Origin of the sequence: Amycolatopsis sp. NPDC051372 (genome assembly GCF_040682095.1) — a bacterium.
Lineage (GTDB): Bacteria > Actinomycetota > Actinomycetes > Mycobacteriales > Pseudonocardiaceae > Amycolatopsis.
The window spans coordinates 90,841-114,779 of the sequence record NZ_JBFBAF010000034.1; the positions used below are offsets into that span (position 1 = coordinate 90,841).

The following is a 23,939-nucleotide window of genomic DNA, read 5'->3' on the forward strand; positions in this document are numbered from 1 at the left end:
GGTGTTCACGAGTGTCCTTTCTCGACAGTCGAGCCGAGGTGCGGGAGAGCCGGTACGGGTGGGGTGTCGGGTGGTTCGGGCCAGTGGTGGCCGTCAGCTTCGTCGAGGGCCCGGACGACGCGTTCGGGGGTGATCGGCTCGTGCCACACCCGCGCGCCCAGCGGGGCCAGCGCGTCGTTCACGGCGTTGTGCACGGCCGCGGGCGCGCCGGCGGCCCCGGCCTCGCCGGCGCCTTTCACCCCCAGCATGGTGATCGGGCTCGGCGTCTCGAGGTGGGTGATGCGCACGTCCGGCAGCTCCGGGCCGGTCGGCATGAGGTAGTCGAGCAGGGTCGAGGTGAGCAGCTGGCCGTTCTCGTCGTAGTACAGCCGCTCGAACAACGCCCCGCCGATGCCCTGCGCGACGCCGCCGCGGATCTGCCCGTCCACGATGTCGGGGTTGATGAGCACCCCGCAGTCCTCGACGCACGCGTAGTCGACGATGTGCACGAGCCCGCTGTCCTCTTCGATCTCGACGACCGCGGCGTGGGCGCCGTTGTTGAAGGTGACGTTGGGGCCGCTGTACTCCCCCACCACCGACAGCCCGATCCGCAGCTCCGGCGGAAGGCGATGAGTGCGGAAGTGCGCGACCTCGGCGAGCTCTTCCACTCCCAAGTGGACGTTCGACGCGCCCGCGACCTGGACCACGCCGTTGCCGATCTCGAGGTCGGCCGGGTCGACCTCGAGCAGGTGCCCGGCGATCGCGAGCAGCCGTTCCTTCACCTCGCGGGCGGCCGAAGCCGCGGCACCACTACTGACCACGGCCGAACGGCTGGCCCACACCCCCGTGCCGTGCGGCACCACCGCCGTGTCGCCGCTGACCACGCTGATCCGGTCGAACGACACCCCGAGGTGGTCGGCCACGACCTGGGCGGCCGTCGTCTGCAGGCCCTGCCCTTGACCGGGCGTGCCGAGGAGCACGGTGACCGAGCCGTCGGCCTCCACGCGGACCTCGACCTGGTCGTGCGCGGTGATCGGGGCGCCGCGCTTGCCGTAGAACATCACGCCGGGCGCGGTGACCTCGACGAAACAGGCGAGCCCGACACCGAGCAGCCGCCCACGTTCGCGCGCTTCGGCCTTGCGCTTGTCGAGGTCCGGCCCGGAGGGGAGCATGGCGAGCAGCTTCTCCAGCGACTCCTGGTGCGAGCCGCTGTCGTAGACCTGACCGGTCACGGAGGTGTAAGGCAATTCCTCGGGCGCGATCAGGTTGCGGCGACGCAGTTCCGCCGGGTCGAGCCCGAGCCGGCGCGCGGTCTCGTCGAGCAGCGTCTCCATCGCGAGGATGGCGACGGGGTGCCCGACGCCGCGGTACACCGCGAGCGGCGCCTTGTTCGTGATGGCGACGCGCAAGTGTCCCGAGTAGACGGGGATCCGGTAGGGACCGGGCATGATCGTGGCGACCTGGATGCCTTCGGTGACCATGCTGCGCGGATAGACGGAGTAGGCGCCGCCGTCGCTCACAACCTCCGACCGCAGGCCAAGAATGCGGCCGTCGGCCGCGACGGCCAGCGCGGCGGACACCCGCTCGTCGCGCGCCTGCGTGTCCGACTGCAGCGATTCGACGCGGTCCTGGATCCACTTCACCGGGCGGCGCAGCAGGATGCTGGCCGCGCACGTGGCGACCTCGTCGGAGTACACGTGCGCCTTCATGCCGAACGCGCCGCCGACCTCGTCGGTGAGCACGCGGATGTTGCTCTCGCGCAGGCTGAGCAGCTCGGCGAACACCGACTGCAGCATGTGCGGCGCCTGCGTGGACAGCCGCACGGTGAGCGACTTCGCCGACGGGTCGAACTCGGCGACGACGCCGCGGGGCTCCAGCGCGACGGCCGTGTGGCGCGCGGTGCTGATGCCGGTCTCCACGATCACGGCGGCCTCGGCGAAGGCCGCGTCGACGTCACCGGTGCCGAAGGTGCCTTCGAAGGCGAGGTTGGACGGCAGCTCGTCGTGCACTTTCGCCGCCGACGCGTCGAGGGCGGCGATGGAGTCGACGACCGGGTCGAGCTCCTCGTAGTCGAGGGTGACCAGCTCCAGCGCGTCCTCCGCGACGGCGCGGCTTTCGGCCACGACCATCACCACGGGCTCGCCGACGTAGTGGATCTTGCCGGTGGCCAGGGGCCGCTGGTCGCCGCCGACCAGGCCCGGCCAGTCGAGCAGGCCCTTCCACGAGCGGCACATCGGGTTGAAGTCGTCCGCCGTGAAGACGGCGGCCACGCCTGGTGCCTGCCTTGCGGCCTCGACGTCGATCGCCGTGATCAGCGCGTGCGCGACCGGGGCGCGGACGAACGCGGCGTGCAGGCAGCGGGCCGGGGTGACGTCGTCGGCGTAGCGGCCGCGGCCGAGCAGGATCTTCGGGTCCTCCACGCGCTTGACGCGGCGGCCGACCCAGCCTTCGGTGATGCTCACGCCCGCGCCTCCCGCACCTGCTCGGCGTATTCGGCGATCGCGGCCACGATCGGCGCGTACCCGGTGCAGCGGCACAGGTTGCCGGACAGCCGCTCGCGGATCTCGTCGCGGGAGAGGTCCGGGTTCTCCTCGACGGCGGTGACGGCGGCCATCAGGAAACCCGGTGTGCAGAAGCCACACTGCAGCGCCTGGTGCTCCCAGAACTTCTGCTGCAGCGGGTGCAGCACGTCCTCGGCGCCGGCCGTCTCGCCCAGGCCTTCGACGGTGTCCACTGTGGATCTGTGTGCCTGCACGGCCAGGGTGAGGCAGCTGCGCACGGCTGTGCCGTCGAGCCGGACGGTGCAGGCGCCGCAGACGCCGTGCTCGCAGCCGACATGCGTGCCGGTGAGACCCAGGTCGTGGCGCAGGAAATCGGCGAGCGTGGTCCGCGGCGTGGTGCGCGCCGACTCGGGTTTCCCGTTCACCGTGAGGGAAACCTGCGTCGGCTCGTGGGCGTCAAGCACGGGCACTCTCCACTTCGGACTGGCTGCGGGCGGCGGCTTCGGCGAGCGAGCGGGCGACGAGCCGGGTGCCCGCACGGCGGCGGTAGGTCACGGAACCGTGGATGTCGCCGACGACGTCGATCTCGTCGAACGCCCGCGCCGCGGCTTCGGCGACCACGGCGTCGTCGAGGACCTCGCCGGTCAGGATCTCCTCGGCGGTGCCGGCGCGGCGTGGGGTGCCGGCGATTCCGAACAGCGCGATCCGCGCGCCGGTGCAGCGCCCGGCGGAATCGGTGTCCAGCACGGAGATCACGCCGACGAGAGCGAAGTCGCCGCTGCGGCGGGTGATCTCGCGGATCGACCAGCCGGCCGTCGCGGGCACGATCGGCAGCTCGGCTCCGGCGACGACCTCACCGTCGTCCAGCGCGGTCAGGTAGGGGCCGAGGAAGAAGTCGCGCGCGGCGATCCTGCGCCGCCGCCCGGCGCCGGCGACGCGCACGGACCCGCCGAGCGCGAGCAGCAACGCGGGCAGCTCGGCCGCGGGGTCGGCGTGAGCGAGCGAGCCGCAGACCGTGCCGCGGTTGCGGATCTCGGGGTGCCCGACCTGCGCGAGGCTTTCGGCGACCAGCGGGTGGCGGCGGCGCGTCTCGGGGTCGGTCTCGAGCGCGCGCGTGGTGACCGCGGCCGACACGACGAGGCCGTCGGTGTCGCGGAAGGCGTGGCCCTGCAGGTCTTTCGCCGTGGTGATGTCGACGAGCACCGAAGGGTTCGACATGCGCAGCGCCATCACCGGAAGGAGGCTTTGCCCACCGCCGAGCACCCGCGCGTCGGGGCCGTGCTCGGCCAGCACCGCCACCGCGTCGCCCAGCGATTCGGCCCGGTGGTAGCCGAAAGCAGGCAGTTTCACCGATTCGCCCCTCTTGGTCGTCCTGGCCAGTGTTCGAAATGCTGAACACCGTTCGATTTGCAGAACGAGTCTCTGAAGAGCCGGGGCGGATGTCAAGTCGAGCGCGGCCGGCGGCGCTCCCCGCGATCCGAGTCGCCGAACCCGGATCAGGCGGAATCGGGCACCGTCGCCCGTCCCGGCTACGACCGTGCCCTGCGGGATCTGGTCGCGGCGTCGGGCGACCCCGGCTGAGGACCTACGGTTTGCGGCCTGACGCCGAGATCATCGGGGAAGTCGCCAGGTCGAGGCGCCCCGAGGTGACGTTGGCGAGGTGGCGGTCGATGTCGGCGGCCGTGGCCAGGCCGGCGGTGAGCAGGCTGTCGCGGATCTGGCGGACCGTCGCGGCTTCCAGGGCGGTGCAGGCCGGGGAGGCGATCGGGAAGTACGCGTCGGCGGTGACGTCGGTGAGGCCGGCTTCGCGCAGGACGCGCGGGAGGGTGCGGCCGTAGGCGAGGTCGGCGCCGCGCGAGGCGAGCAGCTCGCGGAAGGCGCGGCGGAGGCGGTTGGCCAGCGCCTCGTCCGGCCCCTGTTCGTCGAGGCAGATCAGGGGTTGCAGGGCCGGGTCGGCGTCTTCGAGCAGCAGGCGGCCGCCGGGGCGCAGGGCGGCGACCAGGGTGCGCAGGGCGCGTTCGCGGTCGGGCACGTGGACCAGGACCAGGCGGGCGTGGACGAGGTCGAAGCCGCCGGGCGGGGGTGCGTCGAGGCCGATGTCGTGGCGGCGGATCTCCACGACGTCGCTCGCGGTGGTGGCGGCCCAGGAGGTGTCGAGGTCGGTGGCCAGCACGTGGCCGCCGGGGCCGACGCGGTCGGCGAGCCAGCTCACCACCGAGGGGCCGCCGGCGCCGACTTCCCAGCACCGCCAGCCCGGGGCGACGCCGAGATCGTCGAAGTGCCGGAAGGTCGACGCGTCGAAGAGCGAGCTGAGCGCGTCGAAGCGCGAGCCCGCTTCCGGTTGGGCGTTGTCGAGAAGGTAGCCCTCGTCCGGGGAGGTCATGGCGGTGATTGTGCAACACGCGACAGGCCGTCGACCCGCTCCGCCGTGCCACCGAACACAAAAGAGCGTTCGGCCGCCGTCAGGTGCGCGGTGAGGACGTCGGCGGCGGAATGGACCTGGCCGTAGGTGCCCGCGAGCAAGCACACCGGCCAGTTCGGAGCCGAACACCAGCCGCGACGGGCCGAACGAGGCCAGTGCGACGTCGGCGTAGGGACGCAAGTCCGCGACTGTCCACTGTGGCCACGAGGCTTCCGTGACCAGACCCGAGAGTTTGGCCACGACGTTGGGCTCACTCGCCAGCGAACGCAAGCGAGAAGCCCACGGCTCCACCTCCCCCGACGCGATCGGCGGCTTGCCCAGGTGGTCGAGCACGAAGGTCAGCTCCGGCAAGGCCCGCACGGTCTCGAGCGCCGCGGCGAACTGGACCGGCCGGATCAGCAGGTCGAACGTCAGGCCCGCGGCGGCGACGGCGCGTAGGCCGGCGCGGACGTCCGGCCGGCACAGCCACCGCGGGTCAAGCGTCAGCACCGCGACCCGGCCCGTGACCACACGGTCCACTTCGGACATCTTGCGCCGGACCCGCTGCCGTGTCTAGGTTCCCCCTCGGCCCCGGAACGGGCCGCAGAATCCCCACGAGGATCGAGGTCAGCCGTGCTCATCGTTCGTTTTCTTTACCCGGGCGGAACCCACCCGGCCGTCGGCGTCCGCACCGCGGACACCGTCCTCGAGCTGCCGGTGACGTCCATCGGCGAGCTGCTCACCCTGCCGCTGCCCGAGCTGCGGGACCTGTGCGCCGGCGCGAACGGCCCGGCGCACGACGCCGCCGGCGTCCGGTTCCTGCCGCCCGTCGACCGGCGCACCGAGGTCTGGGCGGCGGGCGTGACCTACCAGCGCTCGCGCGAAGCGCGGATCACCGAAAGCGAGCGCGCCGCCGACGTCTACGACCTCGTGTACGAGGCCCCGCGGCCCGAGCTGTTCTTCAAGTCCGCCGCCTGGCGCGTGACCGGCGACGGCGAGTCCGTGGCCATCCGCACCGACTCCGGCATCGACGTGCCGGAGCCGGAGCTCGGGCTCGTCGTCAACTCCCGCGCCGAGGTCGTCGGGTACACAGTCGTCAACGACATGAGCTCGCGCAGCATCGAAGGCGTCAACCCGCTCTACCTCCCCCAGGCCAAGATCTACCTGGGCGGCTGCGCCGTCGGCCCCGGAATCCGGCCCGCCTGGGAGGTGACCGACGCGACGAACCTCCCGATCGAGTTGGAGATCCACCGCGCCGGCGCCCTCGTGTGGTCCGGCGCCACCAGCACCTCGTTGCTGCGCCGCACGTTCGACGAGCTGGTGGGGTACCTCTTCCGCGCCGACGTGTTCCCCGACGGCGTGGTGCTCGCCACCGGCACCGCGCTGGTGCCGGACCTGCCGTTCACTCTCGCCGCCGGCGACCGGGTCGCGATCACCGTCGGCGAGGTCGGCACCCTGACGAGCACCGTGGTGTCCGGAAAGGACGAGGTGGCGAAGCTGCTCGAAGCCCGGTGAGCCGAGTGGGGGCCGGGATCGCCCGGCCCCCAGCGGGGTCACTTCGTGCGCGACACCGTGGCCGGCGGCCGCGGGTACGGGAGCGCCGCGGTCACGCCGATCTTGTCGTGCTGCATTAGCGAGGTGTCGAACCCGTCCGCCCAGTTGGCGTTGGTCACCGTGTTGCACTGGTAGCTCTGGTACTTGTCGTCGGTGACCTATCGTGATCGCGAACGAGTTCGTCGACGTCGTGGTCCGCAAAGTGCAGGCACGCAACGGGATGCGCCTGGACATCTGGTCTCCGCGCCGGGGTTCGCGGGTGCAGCTGGACGCGGTGGCGCTCGACTGCCTCAGCTTCCAGGAACCGGAGCTGATCTCCGCGCTGCTGGAACGGCGGCCCGCGCCGTGAGCCTGCGCGGGCTGAGCATCCTCGTCAGCGGTGGCGGCTCCGGCATCGGCCGGGCCGCCACCCTGGCCTACCTGCGCGAAGGCGCCACCGTCACCGTGGTTGAGCGCTCGGCCGAGCACGCCGCCGCACTGCGGGCCGACGCCGGGTCGCTGCCGCTGACCGTGGTCGAAGGCGACGCGACGTCACCCGAGGTGCTCGCGTCGGCGGTGCGCACCGCTGGCCGCGTCGACCAGCTGACGTGCTGCGTCGGCGTGTTCGACCACTACGCGTCGGTTCGCGAGCTGCCGGTCGCGGATCTCGTCGCCGCGGCCGAGGAGACGTGGCGGACCAACGTGCTGGGCGCGTGGCCGTGAACGCGGCCTGGACCGCGCTGCGCGACGCGCGCGGGTCCGTGACGCTGACGTTGTCGAAGTCCGCGTTCCACCCCGTCGGCGGCGGAGTGCTCTACGGCAGCTCGAAGTGGGCGCTGCGCGGGGTCGTGCAGCACCTGTCGGTGGACCTGGCACCGGCCGTGCGCGTCAACGGCGTCGCGCCGGGCGGCACCTCGGGCACGCGCTTCTCGGGCCTCACCGCACTCGGTGGCGCGGAGTCCACTGTGGAGCGCCGCGCGGGCCGTTCCGAACGCATCGCGGCCGGCACGCTGCTCAAGACCACCGCCGCGCCGGAAGACCACGCGGGGGCGTTCGTGTTACCTCGCCGACCCGGTCGCCGCACGCGTGGTGACCGGCGTGGTGATCAACACCGACGGCGGGCGAGCGCCCTGTTGACAAGATTGTCGACGAGATTGTGACCGTCGTGCACACCTGGTTCCCGGACCTCCCGGCCCACCACCGAGACAGGTGCGGCATCACGCCCGCGCTGTCAGAGTGGATCATGTCCGGATGAGAGGGGCTGAACGGCATGAGCGACCACCGAGGCGCGGTGAACCGGTGGTGGCGCGCCAAATCGGGCGTTTTGCCGCCGCGCCGGACCCGGCGACCGGCGCCGTTCGTCGTCGGCCTCCGCCGCACGTCCCCGGCGTGGTCGACCCGCCTCGACGAGGTGCTCGAGTTCAACGCGAGCCACTGAGCCCTTCGGGGCAACGACTCCCGCGCGCCCGCCCGGGGAGGGAACGGGCGCGCGGGTCCCGGGCAGCCGCGCCGACGGCCGCGTTCAGCACTTGTCGGCGTAGAGGGTGATCACCGTGCCGGCGGAGACCCCGGTGCCGGGCTTGGGGTCCTGACCCGTCTGGCACCAGTCGCGGTCCAGGATCATGGCGCGGTGCCGGCCGGAGGAGTCCACTTCGCGCAAGTTGTAGAGACCGGCAGCCTGCATCTTGTCCTGGGCGTCCTGGTGGTTCATGCCGGACACGTCGGGGACGGTGATCTTGGCGGACGTCGTGGTCTCGGAAGTCGCCGATTCGGAGGTCTTCGTCCCGGACGCCGCGGTTTCGGACGTCGTGGTCGAAGTGCCGCGGGTGCCGGGCTGGGCGCCGCAGGCCGTGGCGAGCAGAACGACGGCCCCCGCGAGGGCGGCTTTCCCGAGCTGGTTCACGATCCGTGGCCTTCCTCGTGGGTGCGCCTGCTGACCCAGCGTCACACATCCTCACCCGGCGCACCCGCCGAAACCGGCGGAGTCCTCCGCACCGCGTCCAGCACCACCTGCACCGCCGCGCGCTGCGGTGAGCCCCGGCGGACGGCGGCGGTGATCGTCCGCGTCACCGGCGATGCGAGCTCGCGCGTCGTCACGCGGTAGCGGGGATCGACGGCCAGGCCGGGGAGCAGAGTGATCGACAAGCCGGCCTCGACGTGCTGCAGGGCCAGCATGTAGTTGCTGAAGCGGCACACCGCGCGCGGTTCGAAGCCCGACTGCCGGCACAGGCGCAGCGTCAGGTTGGCCATGTAGGACTGCGGCAGGTCCAGCGACCACGCTTCGTCCGCGAAGGCCGCCAGGTCGACGGCGCCGCGGCGGGTCGCGGGGTGGTCCGGGGGCATGACCAGCACGATCGGGTCGGTCGCGAGCGGCACGAGGTCCACGTCGGGGTCCAGCGGCTGCTCGACGAAGTCCGTGGTCGTGATGATGAGGTCGGCGTCGCCCACGCGCAGGGCGGGCATGCTCTCGTGGGGTTCCAGCTGCAGCACCTCGACCTGCAGGTCCGGGTGCGCCGCGGCCAACCGGGTCACGGCGGGCACGGCGAGGGTGTGGACGGCGCTCTGGAACGCGCCCAGCCGCACCAGACCGGCGGGTTCGTCGCCGAGGCCGCGCAGCTCCGCCTCGACCGTGTCCATGTGATCGAGGATCGCCCGGGCGCGGCGCGCGAGAATCAGCCCGGCCGGGGTGAGGCGGACGTGCCGGCCGGTGCGTTCCAGCAGCTTGGTGCGGGTCTCGGTCTCCAGCACGGCGAGCTGCTGCGACACGCTCGACGCGCTCAGGTTCGACGCGCTCGCCACCGCGCGGATGGTGCCCAGGGTGTCGAGCCGGCTCAGCAAGCGCAGGCGCCACGGGTTCAGCACTGCTTTAGTGTGCACGGTCGTTGTGCGGCTCAGCCGAACAGAACGTCCGGAATTGTGAGCTGGACGTGTCGCTCGGCGCGGACTTACCGTCGGGGACATGGCTGCTCCGACCACTGTCCCGTTGTCCGCCGACACGTTCTGGACCGACGCCGAAGCCCACCTCGTGCGCTACGGCGGCGCGTTCACCCGCGAGATCATCGAACGCGCCGTCGGGAGCTTCCTCTACACCGCCGACGGCCGCAAGATCCTCGACTTCACCTCCGGACAGATGAGCGCGATCCTCGGCCACTCGCACCCCGAGATAGTCGAGACCGTGCGCCGCCAGATCGGCACGCTCGACCACCTGTTCAGCGGCATGCTGAGCCGCCCCGTCGTCGACCTGGCCCGGCGGCTGGCCGAGACGCTGCCGGCGCCGCTCGAGAAGGCACTGCTGCTGACCACCGGCGCCGAGTCCAACGCGGCCGCGATCCGCATGGCCAAACTCGTCACGGGCCGGCACGAGATCGTGTCGTTCGCGCGTTCGTGGCACGGCATGACACAGGCCGCCGCGTCCGCGACCTACAGCGCCGGTCGCAAGGGCTACGGCCCCGCGACGCCCGGCAACTTCGCCATACCCGCACCCAACACCTACCGCCCCGACTTCACGCACACCGACGGCACGCTCGATTGGCGCCGGCAGCTCGACTTCTCGTTCGACCTGGTCGACGCACAGTCCGTCGGGAGTCTCGCCGCCTGCCTCGTGGAACCGATCCTCAGCTCCGGCGGGATCATCGAGCCGCCGCCGGGGTATTTCGCCGCGCTGCGCGAAAAGTGCCGCGAACGCGGGATGCTGCTGATCCTCGACGAGGCGCAGACCGGCCTGTGCCGCACCGGAACGTGGTACGCCTTCGAGCGCGACGGTGTGGTGCCCGACATCCTGACGGTGTCCAAGACGCTCGGCGCCGGCCTGCCGCTCGCGGCCGTGCTGACCAGCGCGGAGATCGAGCAGGAGGCCCACGAGCGCGGGTTCCTGTTCTTCACCACGCACGTCTCGGACCCGCTGCCGGCGGCCGTCGGCAACACCGTGCTCGACGTGCTGATGCGCGACCGGCTCGACGAACGCGCCCGCACGCTCGGCGCGTTCCTCCGAAGCGGGCTCGAGGAGATCGCCGAGCGCCACGAGGTCGTCGGCGACATCCGCGGCCGTGGGCTGCTGGCGGGGCTGGAGCTCGTGGTGGATCGCGCCACCAAGGAAAGCTCCGACGCGCTGGGCGCGCTTGTCACGCGGCGCTGCCTGGAACTGGGGCTGCACATGAACATCGTGCAGCTGCCGGGCATGGGCGGCGTCTTCCGGATCGCGCCGCCGCTGACGGCGACCGAGGAGGAGCTCTCGCTCGGACTGTCCATTCTGGACGAATCCATCGGCGACGCGCGGAAGGCGTTGTAGGGCCGCGTGAGTGCCGATTCGCCGCCGGCACTCACGCCGTCCGCCTTACGACCGCTGCTCCGGCGGCACGTACTCGAACGTCGGCCCCGCCGTCGTTTTCCCGTCGCCTGAGGGCATCTTCATGAGCGCCTGCGCCTGCGCCTTCAGCCGGAACATCACGCCGACGGTCGCGCCCAGCCCGCCCGGGTTGCCCGTGAACGCGTCTTCCACCAGGTAGAGCAACATGCAGTAGGTGTTGTCGAACTCCACCTGCGCCCGGCGGATCGGGCTGTCCTCGGGGAAGTCGGCCGTGCTGGGGTTGCGGCGCATGGGCAGCACACCGTCGAGGTCGACCTTGATCTCCTCGCCCGTCGGACCGCTGCGCGGGGTGTCGCCCCCGGCGTAGCGGCGACCGTTCTTGAGCTCCTGGAAGCGGTAGAAGTGGGCGACCTCGTCGCGTTCAGGGTGGAAGACGTCGCGGTCGCCGTCCCACACCTGCGTGCGCGCGGCACCTTCGCCCTGCTCCACGATCTCCGAGAGCGCGGCCAGCGCGGAACCCAGGCCGTGCACCGTAATCACGCTGCCGCCCCCGCTGCGGAGATGCATCTCGCCGATCTGGCGCTTCCGGTCGCCGGAGAACACGGCCTCCTCCCCCAGCTCCTCGCGCAGTTCTTTCAGCCCCGCCCGCACGGCGGCGTAGAACTGCCCGATCGTCCGGTACCCCTCGGCCTGCGGCGGCGCGTCGGCCGACTCGGGCTGGTCGTCGAGCGTCTGGCCGAGCAGCGACCGGCCGTTGGCCCGCAGCACCGGCTGCGCGCCCGCGAACTCGATCAGCCGCGCGCCAGCCTCGGCCGACGCGACGTCGAGATGTGGGTGAAGAACCGGCCGGCCCGTTCCGTGAAACTTACCGTGGACGGCAACACTCTCGAAATCACGCGCCTCTCCCGGTCGAACGAAGATCACCTCGTCGGGAGTTCCTGTCGCGGCGTCGAAGGCCGTGACGGCGGCCTCAGTGTGACGCCGGCAGGAACGCCACGCCGTGCACCCGTTCCACGGCCCCCGTCCACAAGGGATCCGCCGGGTGGGCCGGAAACCCCAGCCGGGGACCGATCTTCGCCCACGCCCGGGGATGTGCGCGCCGGTACTCGCGCAGGACCTCGTCCAGCTCGTCGCCGTCGAGGAAGCGCCGGCGCGGCTGCCGCCACAGGTAGGCGCCGCACCTCACCTCGATCGCCGGCGCGGCGCGGAGGTTGCGGTACCACTGCGGCACCCCGCCCCACGCTGCGATCACCACCAGCTCCGGCACGTCCGGCCGGTGCCGCACCACCTCGACCACCACCTCGCGGGGCGCGCCCGACTTGCGCCCGCGGTGGACGAGGTAGAGCAGCCGGTGCCCGAAGATCCTCCCGAAGCCCCGGCGGTGCCACGGGATCGGCGCGCGAAGGAACCACCTCAGCAGCCCCGTCGGCGGGCGGTCGGTCACGGGCATCGCCGGCTCCTCTCGGCCGACCTGGTGCCGACCGTGGTCACCATCGTGGCACCGGCCGCACACCGCGGCGCAGCGAGACGGCGAGCACGAGGATTCCGATCGTCACGGCCAGCCAGGGCAGTCCCCGCAAGGCGAACGCCCGCAGGGTGTCCGGGCCGGCCATGCGCAGCAGGTACACGTCGACCTCCGGCAGGACCGTCGCCGCGAACAGCTCCACGATGGCCAGCGCGCTGCCGACGATCAAGCACATCCTCGCGGCCGGCCGGCTCCGCAGGGCCCCGACCGCGCCGGCCAGCAGGAACCCCGTCACGCCCAGATTGAGCACGACGGTCGCCCCGCCCGAGACGATCTCCTCGTGGACGATGGCGATGATCCCGCACATCGCCCCGATGAACGCCGCGATGCCGCAGACGATCGCCAGGACCGCGGCTGCCACCGCGGTCCCGTCGGCCGGAATTTGGTGGGCCGGAGTGTGGTGGGCCGGAGTGTGGTGGGCCGGCCCGGCCGGAAACTGCTGCCCGGGATACTGCGGATACGTCATGTACTCCCCTTCGCACTGTTCGGGCATCGTGCCAGGCGACGGCCCCGGCCGCGCGAAAACGCCTTGAGTCCCGCCGATCGGGGTCGGCCGGCACCGGCCCAGCCGCACAGTGCCAGGCCTTCTTCAGCTGGTCGAGGGTGAGCCCTCCGGCCGCCGGGATGGTGATGTCCTCGAGGCCCGGAAAGGCACTGAAAGGCTCTTCGCGCTCGACCGCGGCCGGAGGGGCCCCAGGCAAGCAGCTCGCCGTGATCGTCGAACACTTCGGCGACCCAGCTCATGCCCAGCTTGGAAAGCCCTATGCGGCGCGGGGTTCGATCCGCGTCCCGCGCGGGACGGTGACCGACAGGAGGTCGCCGGGGGCGTCGAGTTCGAGGCGGTGCCACCGTCCACACGCGACGATCGCCGCGGTGCCCGGGGTGAGCGTGGCCGGGGTGTCGTCGTCGCGGAGGTGCAGGAAGGAGGTGAACAGTTCGATCGGGGTCATGGGTTTCCTTTCAGGAATCAGTCGGCGAGGCCGCGGCGGAGGGCGGCGGCGAGTTCGGCGATCTGGCGCTGCGACACCTCGGCGGACAGGATCGCCTGCGAGCCGTGGAAGGTGACGGGCCAATGAAAAAACTTGCGGAACCGGTGAACCGCACGGGATCCGGCAGCCGTGTCCTCGTCGAGTCGCCCGGACGAACCGGGTGACAAGGACAACGGGGAGTGTTCTCATGTTCCGCAAGCAGGCGATGTTCCTGGCCGCTTTCGTCGCGGCGGGTGCCGCGGTGCTGTCCGCGTGCGGCGCGGGCAGCGACAGCGCGACGACCGCGCCGGCGGGGGCCGACAACCTGCGTGCCGCCGCGGCCGCGCCGGCTGCCGCGCTGACCGCGACCAGCGCGATCCTCTTCGACGACGCCGCGTTCTCCGACAACGGCGCCTCCCAGGGCATCTCCGGCAAGGGCTGCCAGACGCTGGCCCGCCCGAAGGTCACCTCGTCGCTGACCACGACCGGCACGCTGAAGCTCTGGAGCGGCGCGAACTGCACCGGCAAGTCGATCGCGGTCACCGGCAACGTGAGCAACCTCGCGAAGCTCGGCTTCGACAACAAGACCGTGTCGGTGAAGCTGGCCGGCGACGACAACGGCGGCAACAACAACGGGGGCGGCAACGGCGGGAACAACGGGGGCGCCGACAACGCCAACCTCACCTCCACTTTCGCCCTCCTCGACAGCGGCAAGAACTTCTCCGAGCCCGACGGCTCCCAGGTCGCCAGTGACAAGGGCTGCAACGAGGTCCGCGACCCCGACCTCGTCCGCTCCATCGACGCCGACGGCACGTACAAGATCTGGACCGGCGCCGGCTGCACCGGCAAGTCGATGCTGATCACGGGCGACGCGCCCGACCTCGAGAAGATCGGCTTCGACCGCCAGGTCGCCTCGATCCGCCTCGCCGGCTGACGCGGCGAGCACACCGCCACAAGCACAGACAGCGACAGACAACAGCGTCACCAAGGGATCCCGGAACCCCGGGGTCCCTTCGGCGTTTCCCCGAAACGTCAGGAAAGCACCGCGTCGTACTGCGCACGCGAGAAGCGAAACGGCCCCAGCCCGGCGTAGCGCTCGCGGAACACCTCGGGGTCGTAGTCCGTCTGCCAGCCGAAGTCGCGCCACACGACCTCGTCGGCGGTCCGTTCGAGGACCACCGTCACGCCGCCGCAGCCGAGATCACCGCATTCCGGGCAGACGAAGAGCGGCACGCGACCGTCGGGCAGCGCGTCGGCGCCGAGATCGGCGGGCGCGACCGCGATGACGTCGTCGCCGAGAGAACGCAGCGACTCACCGAGCCGGGCGCCGTCGATCTCGAAGTCGAGGTACTCGCGGCGCGTCCGAATGCCACCGGTGGGGAATACCTCACCCGGGCGTACCGAGCGGACCAGACGGAGCACGTTCACGCGCCGAGGTAACCACACCGTGGAACGACGAGCCACCGAGTTCGCGCGTTCGTCCAGCGTTCACACCGTGATCATCCGCGGGAGGGCGCGTGTTCGGCCCGGGTCGGAACTGTCGGGTGGCCCTGTTCCCCGACCTCAGGACGGATTCCGTGACCGATTCACGCGTTCGCCGGTGGCACCGCAGCCTCCGTCGTCCCCTCCTCGCCGTCGCCGGCCCCGTGCTGGTCCTCGGTGCGCTCACCGCGCCCGCGGCCAGTGCGGCGCCCGCCGACGATGTCCGGATCAACGAGGTGGTGACGACCGGCGACGTCAACGACTCGATCGAGCTCTACAACAAGGGCACCGCGACCGTCGACGTCTCGGGGTGGATCCTCAAGGACGACGACAACGGCTCGAAGTACAAGATCGCCTCGGGCACGACGCTGGCGCCGGGCGCGTTCCGCGCGTTCGACGTGCACGACGAGTTCGGCCTCGGCTCCGAGGACGAGGCACGCCTGTACCTCGCGAACGGCAGCACGCTCGTCGACAGCTTCAGCTGGGGCGACCACTCCGACCCGTCGTGGTCGCGCTGCCCCGACGGCACGGGCTCGTTCCGCCAGGCGTCCGCGCTGACGCTGGGCGGGCCGAACGCCTGCGGCGGCTCGGGCCAGGGCACGTCGCCGGTCGCCTGGCCGGGCAGCGGTTCGGTGTCCACGGCCGACGCGTCCAACGTCTTCGGCGAAGACCTTTCCGGTCTGTACCAAGAGGGCAGCGTGCTGTGGGCGGCCCAGAACTCCGGGAAGCTGTGGCGCTTGGTGTCCAACGGCTCGGGCGGGTGGAAACCGGACACCGGGTCCGGCTGGTCCTCGGGCAAGAAGCTGCACTTCCCGAACGGCTCCGGGACACCCGACGACGAGGGGGTCACGGTCACCGGCTCGGGCTCTTCGGGCGGCGTGTTCGTGGCCACCGAGCGCGACGACGACAAGTCCGGCACCAGCCGCCTTTCGGTGCTGCGCTACGACGTCAGCGGCTCGGCGACCTCGCTGAACGCGGCGAAGGAGTGGAACCTGACGTCGGACCTGCCGTCCGTCGACTCCAACTCGGGCTTCGAGGGCGTCACCTGGGTGCCGGACGCCTCGCTCACCGCGGCGGGCTTCAAGGACTCCTCCACGGGTGCGGCCTACTCCCCCAGCCACTACGGCTCCCACACCGGCGGCGTCTTCTTCGTCGGCGTCGAGGGCACGGGCATGATCTACGGCTACGTCCTGCGGGATTCCGGCGCGTTCACCCGCGTGGCGTCCTTCAGCAGCGGCATGGACGGCGTGATGGAGCTCCAGTGGGAACCGCAGGCCTCCCGCCTGTGGGCCGTCTGCGACGACACGTGCGACGGGCAGCACCGCACGTTCCAGGTGTCGTCGGGCTCCTTCACGACGACGGCGGTGTACCAGCGCCCGAGCGGGATGTCGAACTACAACAACGAGGGCTTCTCCGTCGCCCCCGCGAGCGAGTGCTCGGGCGGCGCGAAGCCGGTGTACTGGTCCGACGACAGCAATGACGGCGGGCACGCGTTGCGCAAGGGCAGCATCAGCTGCTGAGGTTTGTGCTTGATCGGTGGTCCCGGCCGTGGGTTGGCCGGGATCACCGTCGTGTTCAGACCGGCTTCCGGGCCGCGAGCCGTTCCACGGTTCCGAGTTTGAGTCGCTCGGCCCGGGTGATCTCGAAGCCGGCCTCGGCGACGAGCGGCAGGGGACGGCGGGTCTGGTGGTCGCCGATCTGGCGGAGGGTGACGCGTTCCAGGAGGCGCTGGGCCCAGCGCAGCGGGCGGTGGTGGCTGCCGATGTGGTCGAGCAGCAACAGCACGCCGCCGGGGCGCAGGACGCGGTGCATCTCGGCGATAGCCGCGCGGTCGTCCGGGAAGCCGCAGAGACCGAGGGTGCAGACGACAGTGTCGAAGCCCTCGTCGGGGAACGGGAGTGCTTCGGCGTTCCCCTGCCGCAGCGTGACGGGCCGGCCGAGGCCGTCGGCACGGCGCTTCGCCAGCTCCAGCATGGCGGGGCTGAGGTCGAGACCGGTCACGCGGGCGTCGGGCGGGTAGCGGCCGAGGTTCAGTCCGGTGCCGACGGCGACCTCCAGTACCTCGCCGCGTGCCTGCGCGCAAACCCATTCGCGGCCGCCGCCGAACTGGACGCGTTCGAGGAAGCCGATGCTGCGGTCGTACCGCGGGGCGTACTTGTCCCATTGGGCCCGGAGCCAGGCGGGGTCGGTCATCGGCTCAGGTCCGCGACGGGCAGGCCCATGGCCGCGGCAGATTGGCTCAGTACGGCGTCACCCGCACGATGTCGACCATCGACAGGCGGCACCGAGCGGGGTGGCCACGAAGATTGCACGGTCCGGGTCAATAGCGCCGGCAGATGTCGTCGGACGGGGTGAGGCACCAGCCGTCGGGGGTGTGGGCGCGGTTGCAGGGGGTGTCGCCGAGGCACCAGCCGTCAGTGGTCACCGTGCACGGGCCGGGGCCGAGGCACCAACCAGACGGGACGGCCGCGGAGGCGGTGGCGGGGACGGCGAGGGCCACCAGGGCGAGCGAGCCGGCCAGCAAGCCGACAGTCAGGAATCTACGCATACCGCCGACTCTGCCCGATTCGGGCAGCCCACACCAGCGGTGACGGGAACGACTCGGCGCCGAAGTCCCGGCGTTCACGGCAGCCACCACCACATACGTCCGATTCGTCCGGAAGCATCCGACTCAGCCTCCGCGAACGGCAGCGCCGAAGTGTCCCACGTTTGCGATACTCCTCCTCTGCCCGGTGAAGGGAGACGGCTGGTGGTGACACGGGAGCATGAAATCACGGCGCGGCGGTGGCTGCAGCCGGAGGCCGGGACCGGAACGGGCAGTGACCAGGCGTTCTTCCGGAGGCGGCGCGACCTGGTCACCGTGGCCGAGCGGGCCGTGCGCTCGTTGCGCGGGCAGGTGGTCCAGTACCTCGACGTCGCGGACAACGTGGTGCGCCGGGTGACCGTGGACGTCACCGACGGCGACGAGCGGCTGGCGCGGCTGGACGTGGTCGATACCACCGCGCCGTTCGGGCTGACCGTGCGCGAACTGCAGGTGGCCACGGGCGTCGCCGGTGGGCTGGCGAACCAGGAGATCGCCAAGGCGCTCCAGTGCGCACGGCGGACCGTGGCGACGCACCTCGAGCACATCTTCACCAAGACCGGCACGAACTCCCGCGTCACCGTGGCGACGCTGCTGGCCGAGCACGACGCGTACGCGGCACCGTTGCCCGCGGTGGAGCTGGTGCTGCCGGCGACGCTGCTGTCCCTCCTGCGAACAAGCCTCCCGGCAAGACCACGCACCACCAAACCCCGCCCCGCGCTCATCGGCGCGGTCTACGCGGCGGGCGCCGGACCCGAGGTCGTGGCGATGCGCCGCGGCGACAAGCTGGCCGTCACCGAATTGAACGCGCGGGGCGGCATCGCGGGGCGGCAGGTGGAGCACGTCGCGCTCGGGGCGACGCCGGAAGGCCTGCTGGACGCCGTCGAGGAGCTGACGGCGCGCGGCGTGGACGCCGTCGTGTTCGGCAACTTTCCGCTGAGCTACGCGCGCAAAGCCATCGCGACGGCCGCCGCGGCCGGGGCTCCCGTGTTGCACAGCATGACCGGGCCCGCGTTGTCCGACGACGTGCACGCCGATCCGCGCGGCCTCGGCGCCGTGTTCCAGGTCTGTTCCACCGAATCCGCATACGTGCCAGGGCTTCTGCGCACGCTCCCCCACCTCGGCCACGGGCGGCGCCGCCGGCTGGCCGTGCTGCCGCGTGAAAGCACGTTCGACGTGTCGATCCCGGAGCAGGTCGAGCGCCACGCGGCCGCGGCAGGCTGGGAGCTGGTGTTCGCCGAGCCGGTGCCCGACCACACCCGCGATTTCAGCGCGGTCGTGCGACAGCTGGCACACGCGAAAGCCGACGCCGTCTCGTTGTCGAGCTTCCCGGAGCCGACGCTGCGTGCGTTCCTCACCGCCGCCGAACCCCTGCGGGACCGCACGCTGGTCCACGTCGCCTGGTCGCCCGCCTCCCCCGGCTTCACAGACCGGTTCCGCTCGCTGTCCGACGGGCTGCTGTGGTCGACGGTCATCGGCAACGTCGACAGCCCCGCCTGCCACGCTTTCGAACAGCGCTACCGCGCGGCCTACGGCGGCGAACCCGGCCTGGGCGCCGCGGCGGTGCACTTCGACATGGTCAACGTGCTGGCCCAGGTGTGGAGCCAGGTCAGCCGGCCGTGGGACTTCGCCGCGGTGCGGCGGCAGCTGCGGTCGGTGGCGTCGTTCGGCGTCACCGGCGCGCACCAGTTCCTCGGCCGCGGCCAGCGCGGCCTCAGCTACCCCGACGACACCGGCGACCCGACCCGCGGCCACCCCCACCTCGTCTACCGCATCGAAGGCGGCACCCACCGCCGCCTCGCCCCGGCGCTGCTCAGCTGAGCCACGAAGGAGCGGTCACCGACCCGATGCCGTCCCCGCCGTCCACGGGCACCGAACGCCCGTTGACCCACGACGCGTCCTCGCCCAGCAGCCACGCGACGGCCGCCGCGATCTCGCCGGGACGGCCCAGCCGCCCGCTCACACTGGCCGCCTCGACGCCCTCGACGTAGGAGCGCGGCACGGGATTCACCCGCGAGCCGACGTCGATGAACCCGGGCGCGACGGCGTTGCAGCGGATGCCGTCGCGCCCGTGTTCCAGCGCGAAAGCCCGCACCAGCGCGTCCAAAGCGGCCTTCGACGCGGCGTACACGGCGGTGCCCGGCCGCGCCCGCGTCGCCGCGCCACTGCTGACGAACACCATCGCCCCGGGCCGGCCCGCGGCCACGCAGCCCCGCACGAACTGGGCACCCGCCGCGAACGCCGAGCGCGCGTTCACCGTCAGTACCCGGTCGAACAGCTCCTCGTCGCCGTTCGACACGGGCGCGGCCGGATACAGCCCCGCCGCGTGCACGAGCGCGTCGAACCCGCCGTGCGACTCCTGCAGCCGAGCCACCGCCGAAGCGACACCCCGTCGCGCGAGATCCAGCTCAGGCAGGTCCGCGCCGACGACCGTCCACCCGTCCGTGGTCAGCCGCGAGCCGATGGCCCGGCCGAGCCCACCGCGAGAACCCAGCAGTAGCACCGATTTCGGCACGGGTCACCGTCCTTCGAGGACCGGCCGGAACCGCCGTGCGACGTCCACGCAGCGCTCGAACCCCACGCCGAACTCCCGGCAGCCGACGACGAACCGCTCCAGCGCCGCCATCCGCGCACCACGCCCGACGACCTGCGGGTGCAGCGTCACCGTGGTCACGCCACCGGGCACAGTCTCCGTCATGTAGCGCACGTCTCGCAGGAACCGCTCGAACATCGCGTCGGCGTCCTGCAGCCCCGGCATCACACCCTGCGGCAGGCGCAGGTACTCCAGGTGCGGGTAGTCGTCGAGCGTCCACGACACGGGCAGCTCGACGAGGGACGAAGCGGCCCCGAACCGATAGGGACCGCCGGGGTCGCAGACGTCCCCCGAGCGCGCGAAGTACGGTTCGAAATCCGTGCCCATCAAGGAAGAGTCGTACTCCACGCCGAGCTCACCGAGGATCTCGATCGTGTTGTCGGTGAAGTCCCAGCTCGGCGTCCGGTGCCCGGCGGGCGGCGCGCCCGTGAGCTTCTCGATCAACGCCGCCGAGCGCCGGTTCACGGCCAGCTCGGCCGCACGATCCAAAGTGGACACCGGTTCGTGCGCGTAGCCGTGCAACGCGATCTCGTGCCCCGCCTCGGCGATCGCCGAGCACTGCGCCGGATACGTCTCCAGAGTATGCCCGGGAATGAAGAACGTCGACGGCACCGAGTGGCGGTGCAGCAGATCCAGGATGCGGCCGATCGCGTACGCGCCGAACTCCCCGCGCGACACCGGCCCGGGCGTCACCTGACCGCGCGCGATCCACAGGGAGATGGCATCGAAGTCGAACGTCAAGCAGACGGTCGGGCTCATGCGACGACGGCCTCCTCGGGCTCGAACTCGGTGCGGACAGGGAGATCGGCAGGGTTCCCGTCGAAGAGCCGGTCGAGGTCCCAGCGGGTGTAGGCGTGCCGGCTCGGCGGGCCGGGCGCGATCCACAGCACGCGATCGGTCAGGTCCATGACCAGCGAGTACACCGTGCAGAACTTCTCGGACGCGGGCACGTCCGGGTCGGGGTGGCGGCAGATGCCGTCCGGGAACGACCACTCGTCGCGCAGCGTCGCCACGACGTCGGCCACCCGCACGCGCCGCTCGTCCAGCGCGGGCTCCAGCAGGTGGCGGGCCCGGGCCGGGCGCAGCTGCGTCAACGCGCTCGTGGCGGCTTTCTTGTCCTGCAACGGAAGGCTCGCCTGGAAGTGGTTGGAGTGCGTGATCAACCCTTGCTCAGGCAGGAGGGTGCCGAAGACGCCGGGCGCGAGCTCGAAATCGATGGACTCGCCGTCCGCGTCGGCGAGCAGCACGTTGCCCGAGGAAATGCGCTCGACGGGCAGCAACCGTTTGTGCGCCACGGACATCGTCGGCGACTGCAGCACCCCGCGCAGCAGGTAGTGGTACGGCACGCCACGCCCGCCGTGGTCGAGGTCGGAGATCAGCAGGTTCGCGCACACGCCCAGGCCCGCCGAGTTGAGCCCGCTCTTGGCGAACATGCCAGCCTCGGTCAGCGACAGCACCGAGAACCCGGACTCGTCGCGCGTGGCCAGCAGGAACGTGACCTCGGCCTGCTCCGGGTGCCAGTCCCAGTTCTGCGCGAGCAGCGTGTGGCCGTCGGCGGTGTAGCGCGGGAGCACGGACACCGACGTACAGCCTTCGTCGCGGTAGCCGGTGCCGTAGAGCATTTCGGTGCGCGCGTTGAGGGCAGCGAGGCGGTGCGCCGGGTGGCCGGAACCGTCGGCCATGCCGTGGAGCATCGCGGCGATCTCGGGGACGTAGGACTCGGCGACGTCGAGATAGATCCGGCCCCAGCGGTCGATGTCGGCGTCCGACAGGCCGGCGTCGTCGTGGAAGCGGCCGAGGTAGGTGGCGAGGCTGCGTTCGATGAGCTCGGCGGTCTGCGCGCCGAGCTGCTCGCCCATCTGGCGGTAGCTGCCCTGCACGACGATCAGGCGCGGGGTGGTCATGGCGGTGCTCATTTCAGCTCGGTCCGGTAGGTCTCGGGCATCCGGCAGACGGCCACGAAGGTGATGATCGCCGCGGCGGTCGGCAGCGCGGCCACCACGAGGGCGTCCCCCGTGGCGTCGATCAGCGCCGTGGCGATGAAGCCGGCGGTGCCGCCGAAGGCCATGACGGAGAAGTTGTAGCCGATGCCCAGCGCCGAGTAGCGGACGTTGGTGGGGAACAGCTCGGCCAGCGCCGCGGGCCCGGGCCCGGAGAACGCGGCGAGGACGAGCGCGATGAGGATCTGGCCGAGGTAGGCGCCGGCCGTGCTGCCGGTCTGGAACAGCCACATCACCGGGAACGTCAGCACGATGAACCCGCCCGACCCGATGAGCAGCAACGGTTTGCGCCCGATCCGGTCGGACAGCACACCGAAGAAGTAAATGGCGACGGTCAGCACCACGAGTGCGACGAGGTTCGACGCCTCGACAGTGCCGGAGTCGAGCTTCACCTGCGTTTTCAGGTGCGTCGGCAGGTAGGTGAGGAAGAAGAAGTAGGCGACGGTCCAGCTCACGGTGAAGAAGAACCCCAGCGCCATGGCGGACTTCTGCGTGCGCAAGGCCAGCCGCAGCGGGCTCGCGCTCACCTCCCCCGCGGCCTTCTCCGCGCGGTAGAGCGGCGTGTCTTCGAGGCCGAAGCGCAGCACGAGCGCCACGACGGCCGTCAGCGCGCCGACCAGGAACGGGATGCGCCAGCCGAAGTCCTTCATGCTCTGCTCGGTCCAGAACAGCGAGTTGAGCGCGACGACCCCGGCGGCCACGAGGAACCCGGCGGCGGTGCTGACCTGGTTGAGGCTGCCGTAGCGGCCGCGGGCCTTCGGCGGGGCGTACTCGACGAGCATCGTCGCCGACCCCGCCCACTCGCCCGCCACCGCGAAGCCCTGGAACAGCCGCAGGACCACCAGCAGGATCGGGGCGGCGAGGCCGATCGTCGCGTAGCCGGGCAGCAGGCCGACCAGCACGGTCGCGGCGCCCATGAGGATCACGCTCAGGATCAGCGCGGGCCGGCGGCCGACCTTGTCGCCGATGTGGCCGAACACCACCGTGCCCACCGGGCGGGCCAGGAAGCCGACCGCGAACACAGCGAACGTCGAGAGCAGCGACGAGAACGAGTCGCCGGCGAAGAACTGCGCGGACAGGTAGACGGCCGAGTACGCGTAGACGAGGTTGTCGTACTGCTCCAGAAGATTGCCGATGCTGCTCGAGACGACGGCCCTCAGCTGGAGTCTCGGGGCGTCCGCCTCGGTGGCGGCGTGCGCGGGGTGCACGGTCATGGTTCCTCCTCGGGAAGGGTCAGGACGCCGCCAGGTACCCGCCGTCGACGGGCACCAGCGCGCCCGTGACGAACGAGGACTCCGGGCCGGCGAGGAAGGCGAGCACGTCGGCGAGCTCGCCGATCTCACCCGCACGCGCCATCGGGGCACCGTCGACGCGGGCGCGCAACGCGTCGGGCGGCAGGTGTTCGAGCAGCGCCGTGCGGAACACCCCGGGCAGCACCGCGTTCACGCGGATCCCCCGCGGCGCGAGCTCCACGGCGGCGATCTTGGTCAGCTGGTGCACCGCCGCCTTGCTCATCTGGTAGGCCACGGACGACGGCACGGTCCCCTCGCCCCCGGGCGGCGTGGTGACGCCGTAGATGGAGCCCACGTTCACGACCGCGCCCCGGGTGGCGGCGAGGTCGTCGGCGAAGGTCTTGATGCCGCGCCACGGGCCGAACGCGTTCACGGCCAGCACGCGGGCGAAGTCGTCGTCGGAGGTGGAGAGCAAGTCGTCGCGCGCGCTGACGCCCGCGTTGTTCACCAGCACGCCGACCGTCCCGAAGTGCTCGTGCACGTGGTCGCGCAGCCGCTCCCACGACACCGGGTCGGTCACGTCGAGGTGCACCCGGTCCTTGTCGGCGCCGTCGAACCGCAGGTCAGCGCGGACGACGGTCGCCCCCATGCGGGCCAAGCGGTCCGCGAAGCCGGCCCCGAGCCCTCCGGCCGCACCGGTCACCACCGCCAGCGTGTCCACTGCCTCTCCTCCCGATCGACGACGGTGCCGGGGAAGGTAGGCGGGCGGGCCCGGCTCGGCATCGGTCGTTCGACCGATGTGCGGCGCCGCGGGAGTTGACTCGGCTGCGAAGATCGC

At 71.5% G+C, this 23,939-nt stretch carries 28 protein-coding genes; 9 read left to right on the top strand and 19 right to left on the bottom strand.

Annotated features, from left to right (window positions below):
• Positions 1-5: 5 nt before the first annotated feature.
• From AB0M56_RS39625 to AB0M56_RS39640, 4 genes are all read right to left on the bottom strand, one after another.
• Complete coding sequence (locus AB0M56_RS39625; protein ID WP_364185936.1) at positions 6-2,441, bottom strand: xanthine dehydrogenase family protein molybdopterin-binding subunit; 2,436 nt, start codon at positions 2,439-2,441, stop codon at positions 6-8.
• Positions 2,438-2,944, bottom strand: coding sequence for a (2Fe-2S)-binding protein (locus tag AB0M56_RS39630; protein WP_364185937.1), 507 nt, complete (start codon positions 2,942-2,944; stop codon positions 2,438-2,440). The genes AB0M56_RS39625 and AB0M56_RS39630 overlap by 4 nt, the downstream gene beginning before the upstream one ends.
• Positions 2,937-3,830 (bottom strand): FAD binding domain-containing protein, encoded by an 894-nt coding sequence (locus AB0M56_RS39635; RefSeq protein ID WP_364185939.1) that lies wholly within the window; start codon positions 3,828-3,830, stop codon positions 2,937-2,939. The genes AB0M56_RS39630 and AB0M56_RS39635 overlap by 8 nt, the downstream gene beginning before the upstream one ends.
• A 235-nt stretch (positions 3,831-4,065) precedes the next feature.
• The gene (locus AB0M56_RS39640; protein ID WP_364185940.1) at positions 4,066-5,421 is read right to left on the bottom strand and encodes an amidohydrolase family protein; all 1,356 of its coding nucleotides are present in this window, start codon (positions 5,419-5,421) and stop codon (positions 4,066-4,068) included.
• A 93-nt stretch (positions 5,422-5,514) separates the two neighbouring features.
• Here AB0M56_RS39640 and AB0M56_RS39645 point away from each other — a divergent pair, with 93 nt between their 5' ends.
• The 5 genes from AB0M56_RS39645 (at position 5,515) to AB0M56_RS39665 (ending at position 7,852) form a co-directional block, all read left to right on the top strand.
• Positions 5,515-6,396 carry a fumarylacetoacetate hydrolase family protein gene (locus AB0M56_RS39645; RefSeq protein ID WP_364185942.1) on the top strand — a complete coding sequence of 294 codons (882 nt, stop codon included), beginning with the start codon at positions 5,515-5,517 and terminating at the stop codon, positions 6,394-6,396.
• Between the two features lie 202 nt (positions 6,397-6,598).
• Entirely contained in the window at positions 6,599-6,784 is a 186-nt protein-coding gene (locus tag AB0M56_RS39650) for a hypothetical protein (protein ID WP_364185943.1), read from the top strand.
• Entirely contained in the window at positions 6,781-7,137 is a 357-nt protein-coding gene (locus AB0M56_RS39655; RefSeq protein WP_364185944.1) for an SDR family NAD(P)-dependent oxidoreductase, read from the top strand. Before AB0M56_RS39650 ends, AB0M56_RS39655 begins: the two co-directional genes overlap by 4 nt.
• The gene (locus AB0M56_RS39660; RefSeq protein ID WP_364185946.1) at positions 7,128-7,574 is read left to right on the top strand and encodes an SDR family NAD(P)-dependent oxidoreductase; all 447 of its coding nucleotides are present in this window, start codon (positions 7,128-7,130) and stop codon (positions 7,572-7,574) included. The genes AB0M56_RS39655 and AB0M56_RS39660 overlap by 10 nt, the downstream gene beginning before the upstream one ends.
• Before the next feature lie 110 nt (positions 7,575-7,684).
• Positions 7,685-7,852 (top strand): hypothetical protein, encoded by a 168-nt coding sequence (locus AB0M56_RS39665; RefSeq protein WP_364185948.1) that lies wholly within the window; start codon positions 7,685-7,687, stop codon positions 7,850-7,852.
• A gap of 84 nt (positions 7,853-7,936) precedes the next feature.
• Here the strand turns inward: AB0M56_RS39665 and AB0M56_RS39670 are convergent, their stop codons facing one another.
• Together AB0M56_RS39670 and AB0M56_RS39675 are read right to left on the bottom strand one after the other, a co-directional pair.
• Positions 7,937-8,317: a PASTA domain-containing protein gene (locus AB0M56_RS39670; protein ID WP_364185950.1), complete on the bottom strand. Its 381-nt coding sequence runs from the start codon at positions 8,315-8,317 to the stop codon at positions 7,937-7,939.
• A gap of 41 nt (positions 8,318-8,358) precedes the next feature.
• Positions 8,359-9,276 carry a LysR substrate-binding domain-containing protein gene (locus AB0M56_RS39675; protein ID WP_354874709.1) on the bottom strand — a complete coding sequence of 306 codons (918 nt, stop codon included), beginning with the start codon at positions 9,274-9,276 and terminating at the stop codon, positions 8,359-8,361.
• 97 nt (positions 9,277-9,373) lie between these two features.
• Here AB0M56_RS39675 and AB0M56_RS39680 point away from each other — a divergent pair, with 97 nt between their 5' ends.
• A complete protein-coding gene (locus AB0M56_RS39680; protein ID WP_364185952.1) occupies positions 9,374-10,702 on the top strand; it encodes an aspartate aminotransferase family protein in 1,329 nt (442 codons plus the stop codon).
• Between the two features lie 45 nt (positions 10,703-10,747).
• On the opposite strand, the gene AB0M56_RS39685 is transcribed toward AB0M56_RS39680, so the two are convergent.
• The 5 genes from AB0M56_RS39685 to AB0M56_RS39705 form a co-directional block, all read right to left on the bottom strand.
• Positions 10,748-11,644 carry a ferritin-like domain-containing protein gene (locus tag AB0M56_RS39685; protein ID WP_364185954.1) on the bottom strand — a complete coding sequence of 299 codons (897 nt, stop codon included), beginning with the start codon at positions 11,642-11,644 and terminating at the stop codon, positions 10,748-10,750.
• A 46-nt stretch (positions 11,645-11,690) separates the two neighbouring features.
• A complete protein-coding gene (locus AB0M56_RS39690) occupies positions 11,691-12,170 on the bottom strand; it encodes a nitroreductase family deazaflavin-dependent oxidoreductase (protein ID WP_364185955.1) in 480 nt (159 codons plus the stop codon).
• A gap of 37 nt (positions 12,171-12,207) precedes the next feature.
• Positions 12,208-12,711, bottom strand: a complete 504-nt coding sequence (locus tag AB0M56_RS39695) for a hypothetical protein (protein ID WP_364185956.1) — start codon at positions 12,709-12,711, stop codon at positions 12,208-12,210.
• Positions 12,712-13,006: 295 nt separating this feature from the next.
• Positions 13,007-13,195 (bottom strand): hypothetical protein, encoded by a 189-nt coding sequence (locus tag AB0M56_RS39700; RefSeq protein WP_364185957.1) that lies wholly within the window; start codon positions 13,193-13,195, stop codon positions 13,007-13,009.
• Positions 13,196-13,212: 17 nt separating this feature from the next.
• Positions 13,213-13,407, bottom strand: a complete 195-nt coding sequence (locus tag AB0M56_RS39705; protein WP_364185958.1) for a hypothetical protein — start codon at positions 13,405-13,407, stop codon at positions 13,213-13,215.
• A gap of 14 nt (positions 13,408-13,421) precedes the next feature.
• Here AB0M56_RS39705 and AB0M56_RS39710 point away from each other — a divergent pair, with 14 nt between their 5' ends.
• On the top strand, positions 13,422-14,147 hold the full coding sequence (locus tag AB0M56_RS39710; protein ID WP_364185960.1) for a hypothetical protein: 726 nt from the start codon (positions 13,422-13,424) through the stop codon (positions 14,145-14,147).
• Between the two features lie 98 nt (positions 14,148-14,245).
• On the opposite strand, the gene AB0M56_RS39715 is transcribed toward AB0M56_RS39710, so the two are convergent.
• A complete protein-coding gene (locus AB0M56_RS39715) occupies positions 14,246-14,641 on the bottom strand; it encodes a hypothetical protein (RefSeq protein WP_364185962.1) in 396 nt (131 codons plus the stop codon).
• A 149-nt stretch (positions 14,642-14,790) separates the two neighbouring features.
• Between AB0M56_RS39715 and AB0M56_RS39720 the strand changes: the two genes are divergently transcribed.
• The gene (locus tag AB0M56_RS39720; protein ID WP_364185963.1) at positions 14,791-16,215 is read left to right on the top strand and encodes a lamin tail domain-containing protein; all 1,425 of its coding nucleotides are present in this window, start codon (positions 14,791-14,793) and stop codon (positions 16,213-16,215) included.
• Between the two features lie 55 nt (positions 16,216-16,270).
• Here the strand turns inward: AB0M56_RS39720 and AB0M56_RS39725 are convergent, their stop codons facing one another.
• Positions 16,271-16,888: a methyltransferase domain-containing protein gene (locus AB0M56_RS39725; protein WP_364185965.1), complete on the bottom strand. Its 618-nt coding sequence runs from the start codon at positions 16,886-16,888 to the stop codon at positions 16,271-16,273.
• A 127-nt stretch (positions 16,889-17,015) separates the two neighbouring features.
• Positions 17,016-17,243: a hypothetical protein gene (locus AB0M56_RS39730; protein ID WP_364185966.1), complete on the bottom strand. Its 228-nt coding sequence runs from the start codon at positions 17,241-17,243 to the stop codon at positions 17,016-17,018.
• Between the two features lie 204 nt (positions 17,244-17,447).
• Here AB0M56_RS39730 and AB0M56_RS39735 point away from each other — a divergent pair, with 204 nt between their 5' ends.
• Positions 17,448-19,097, top strand: coding sequence for an ABC transporter substrate-binding protein (locus tag AB0M56_RS39735; RefSeq protein ID WP_364185968.1), 1,650 nt, complete (start codon positions 17,448-17,450; stop codon positions 19,095-19,097).
• Here the strand turns inward: AB0M56_RS39735 and AB0M56_RS39740 are convergent.
• Genes AB0M56_RS39740 through AB0M56_RS39760 form a run of 5 tightly spaced genes read right to left on the bottom strand, consistent with a single transcriptional unit; the run spans position 19,090 to position 23,822 of the window.
• A complete protein-coding gene (locus AB0M56_RS39740; protein ID WP_364185970.1) occupies positions 19,090-19,791 on the bottom strand; it encodes an SDR family oxidoreductase in 702 nt (233 codons plus the stop codon). The genes AB0M56_RS39735 and AB0M56_RS39740 overlap by 8 nt on opposite strands.
• Before the next feature lie 3 nt (positions 19,792-19,794).
• Positions 19,795-20,628: a polysaccharide deacetylase gene (locus AB0M56_RS39745; RefSeq protein ID WP_364185971.1), complete on the bottom strand. Its 834-nt coding sequence runs from the start codon at positions 20,626-20,628 to the stop codon at positions 19,795-19,797.
• Positions 20,625-21,773: a C45 family peptidase gene (locus AB0M56_RS39750; protein ID WP_364185972.1), complete on the bottom strand. Its 1,149-nt coding sequence runs from the start codon at positions 21,771-21,773 to the stop codon at positions 20,625-20,627. The genes AB0M56_RS39745 and AB0M56_RS39750 overlap by 4 nt, the downstream gene beginning before the upstream one ends.
• 8 nt (positions 21,774-21,781) lie before the next feature.
• A complete protein-coding gene (locus AB0M56_RS39755; RefSeq protein WP_364185973.1) occupies positions 21,782-23,083 on the bottom strand; it encodes an MFS transporter in 1,302 nt (433 codons plus the stop codon).
• A gap of 19 nt (positions 23,084-23,102) precedes the next feature.
• On the bottom strand, positions 23,103-23,822 hold the full coding sequence (locus tag AB0M56_RS39760; RefSeq protein ID WP_364185975.1) for an SDR family oxidoreductase: 720 nt from the start codon (positions 23,820-23,822) through the stop codon (positions 23,103-23,105).
• Positions 23,823-23,939: the final 117 nt, after the last annotated feature.

Bases quoted from the DNA above. Each gene is read 5' to 3' on its own strand.
- AB0M56_RS39730 (WP_364185966.1), bottom strand. From the start codon at position 17,243: ATGCGTAGATTCCTGACTGTCGGCTTGCTGGCCGGCTCGCTCGCCCTG.
- AB0M56_RS39665 (WP_364185948.1), top strand. From the start codon at position 7,685: ATGAGCGACCACCGAGGCGCGGTGAACCGGTGGTGGCGCGCCAAATCG.
- AB0M56_RS39725 (WP_364185965.1), bottom strand. From the start codon at position 16,888: ATGACCGACCCCGCCTGGCTCCGGGCCCAATGGGACAAGTACGCCCCG.
- AB0M56_RS39710 (WP_364185960.1), top strand. From the start codon at position 13,422: ATGTTCCGCAAGCAGGCGATGTTCCTGGCCGCTTTCGTCGCGGCGGGT.
- AB0M56_RS39700 (WP_364185957.1), bottom strand. From the start codon at position 13,195: ATGACCCCGATCGAACTGTTCACCTCCTTCCTGCACCTCCGCGACGAC.
- AB0M56_RS39745 (WP_364185971.1), bottom strand. From the start codon at position 20,628: ATGAGCCCGACCGTCTGCTTGACGTTCGACTTCGATGCCATCTCCCTG.
- AB0M56_RS39690 (WP_364185955.1), bottom strand. From the start codon at position 12,170: ATGCCCGTGACCGACCGCCCGCCGACGGGGCTGCTGAGGTGGTTCCTT.
- AB0M56_RS39755 (WP_364185973.1), bottom strand. From the start codon at position 23,083: ATGACCGTGCACCCCGCGCACGCCGCCACCGAGGCGGACGCCCCGAGA.
- AB0M56_RS39750 (WP_364185972.1), bottom strand. From the start codon at position 21,773: ATGACCACCCCGCGCCTGATCGTCGTGCAGGGCAGCTACCGCCAGATG.
- AB0M56_RS39695 (WP_364185956.1), bottom strand. From the start codon at position 12,711: ATGACGTATCCGCAGTATCCCGGGCAGCAGTTTCCGGCCGGGCCGGCC.
- AB0M56_RS39680 (WP_364185952.1), top strand. From the start codon at position 9,374: ATGGCTGCTCCGACCACTGTCCCGTTGTCCGCCGACACGTTCTGGACC.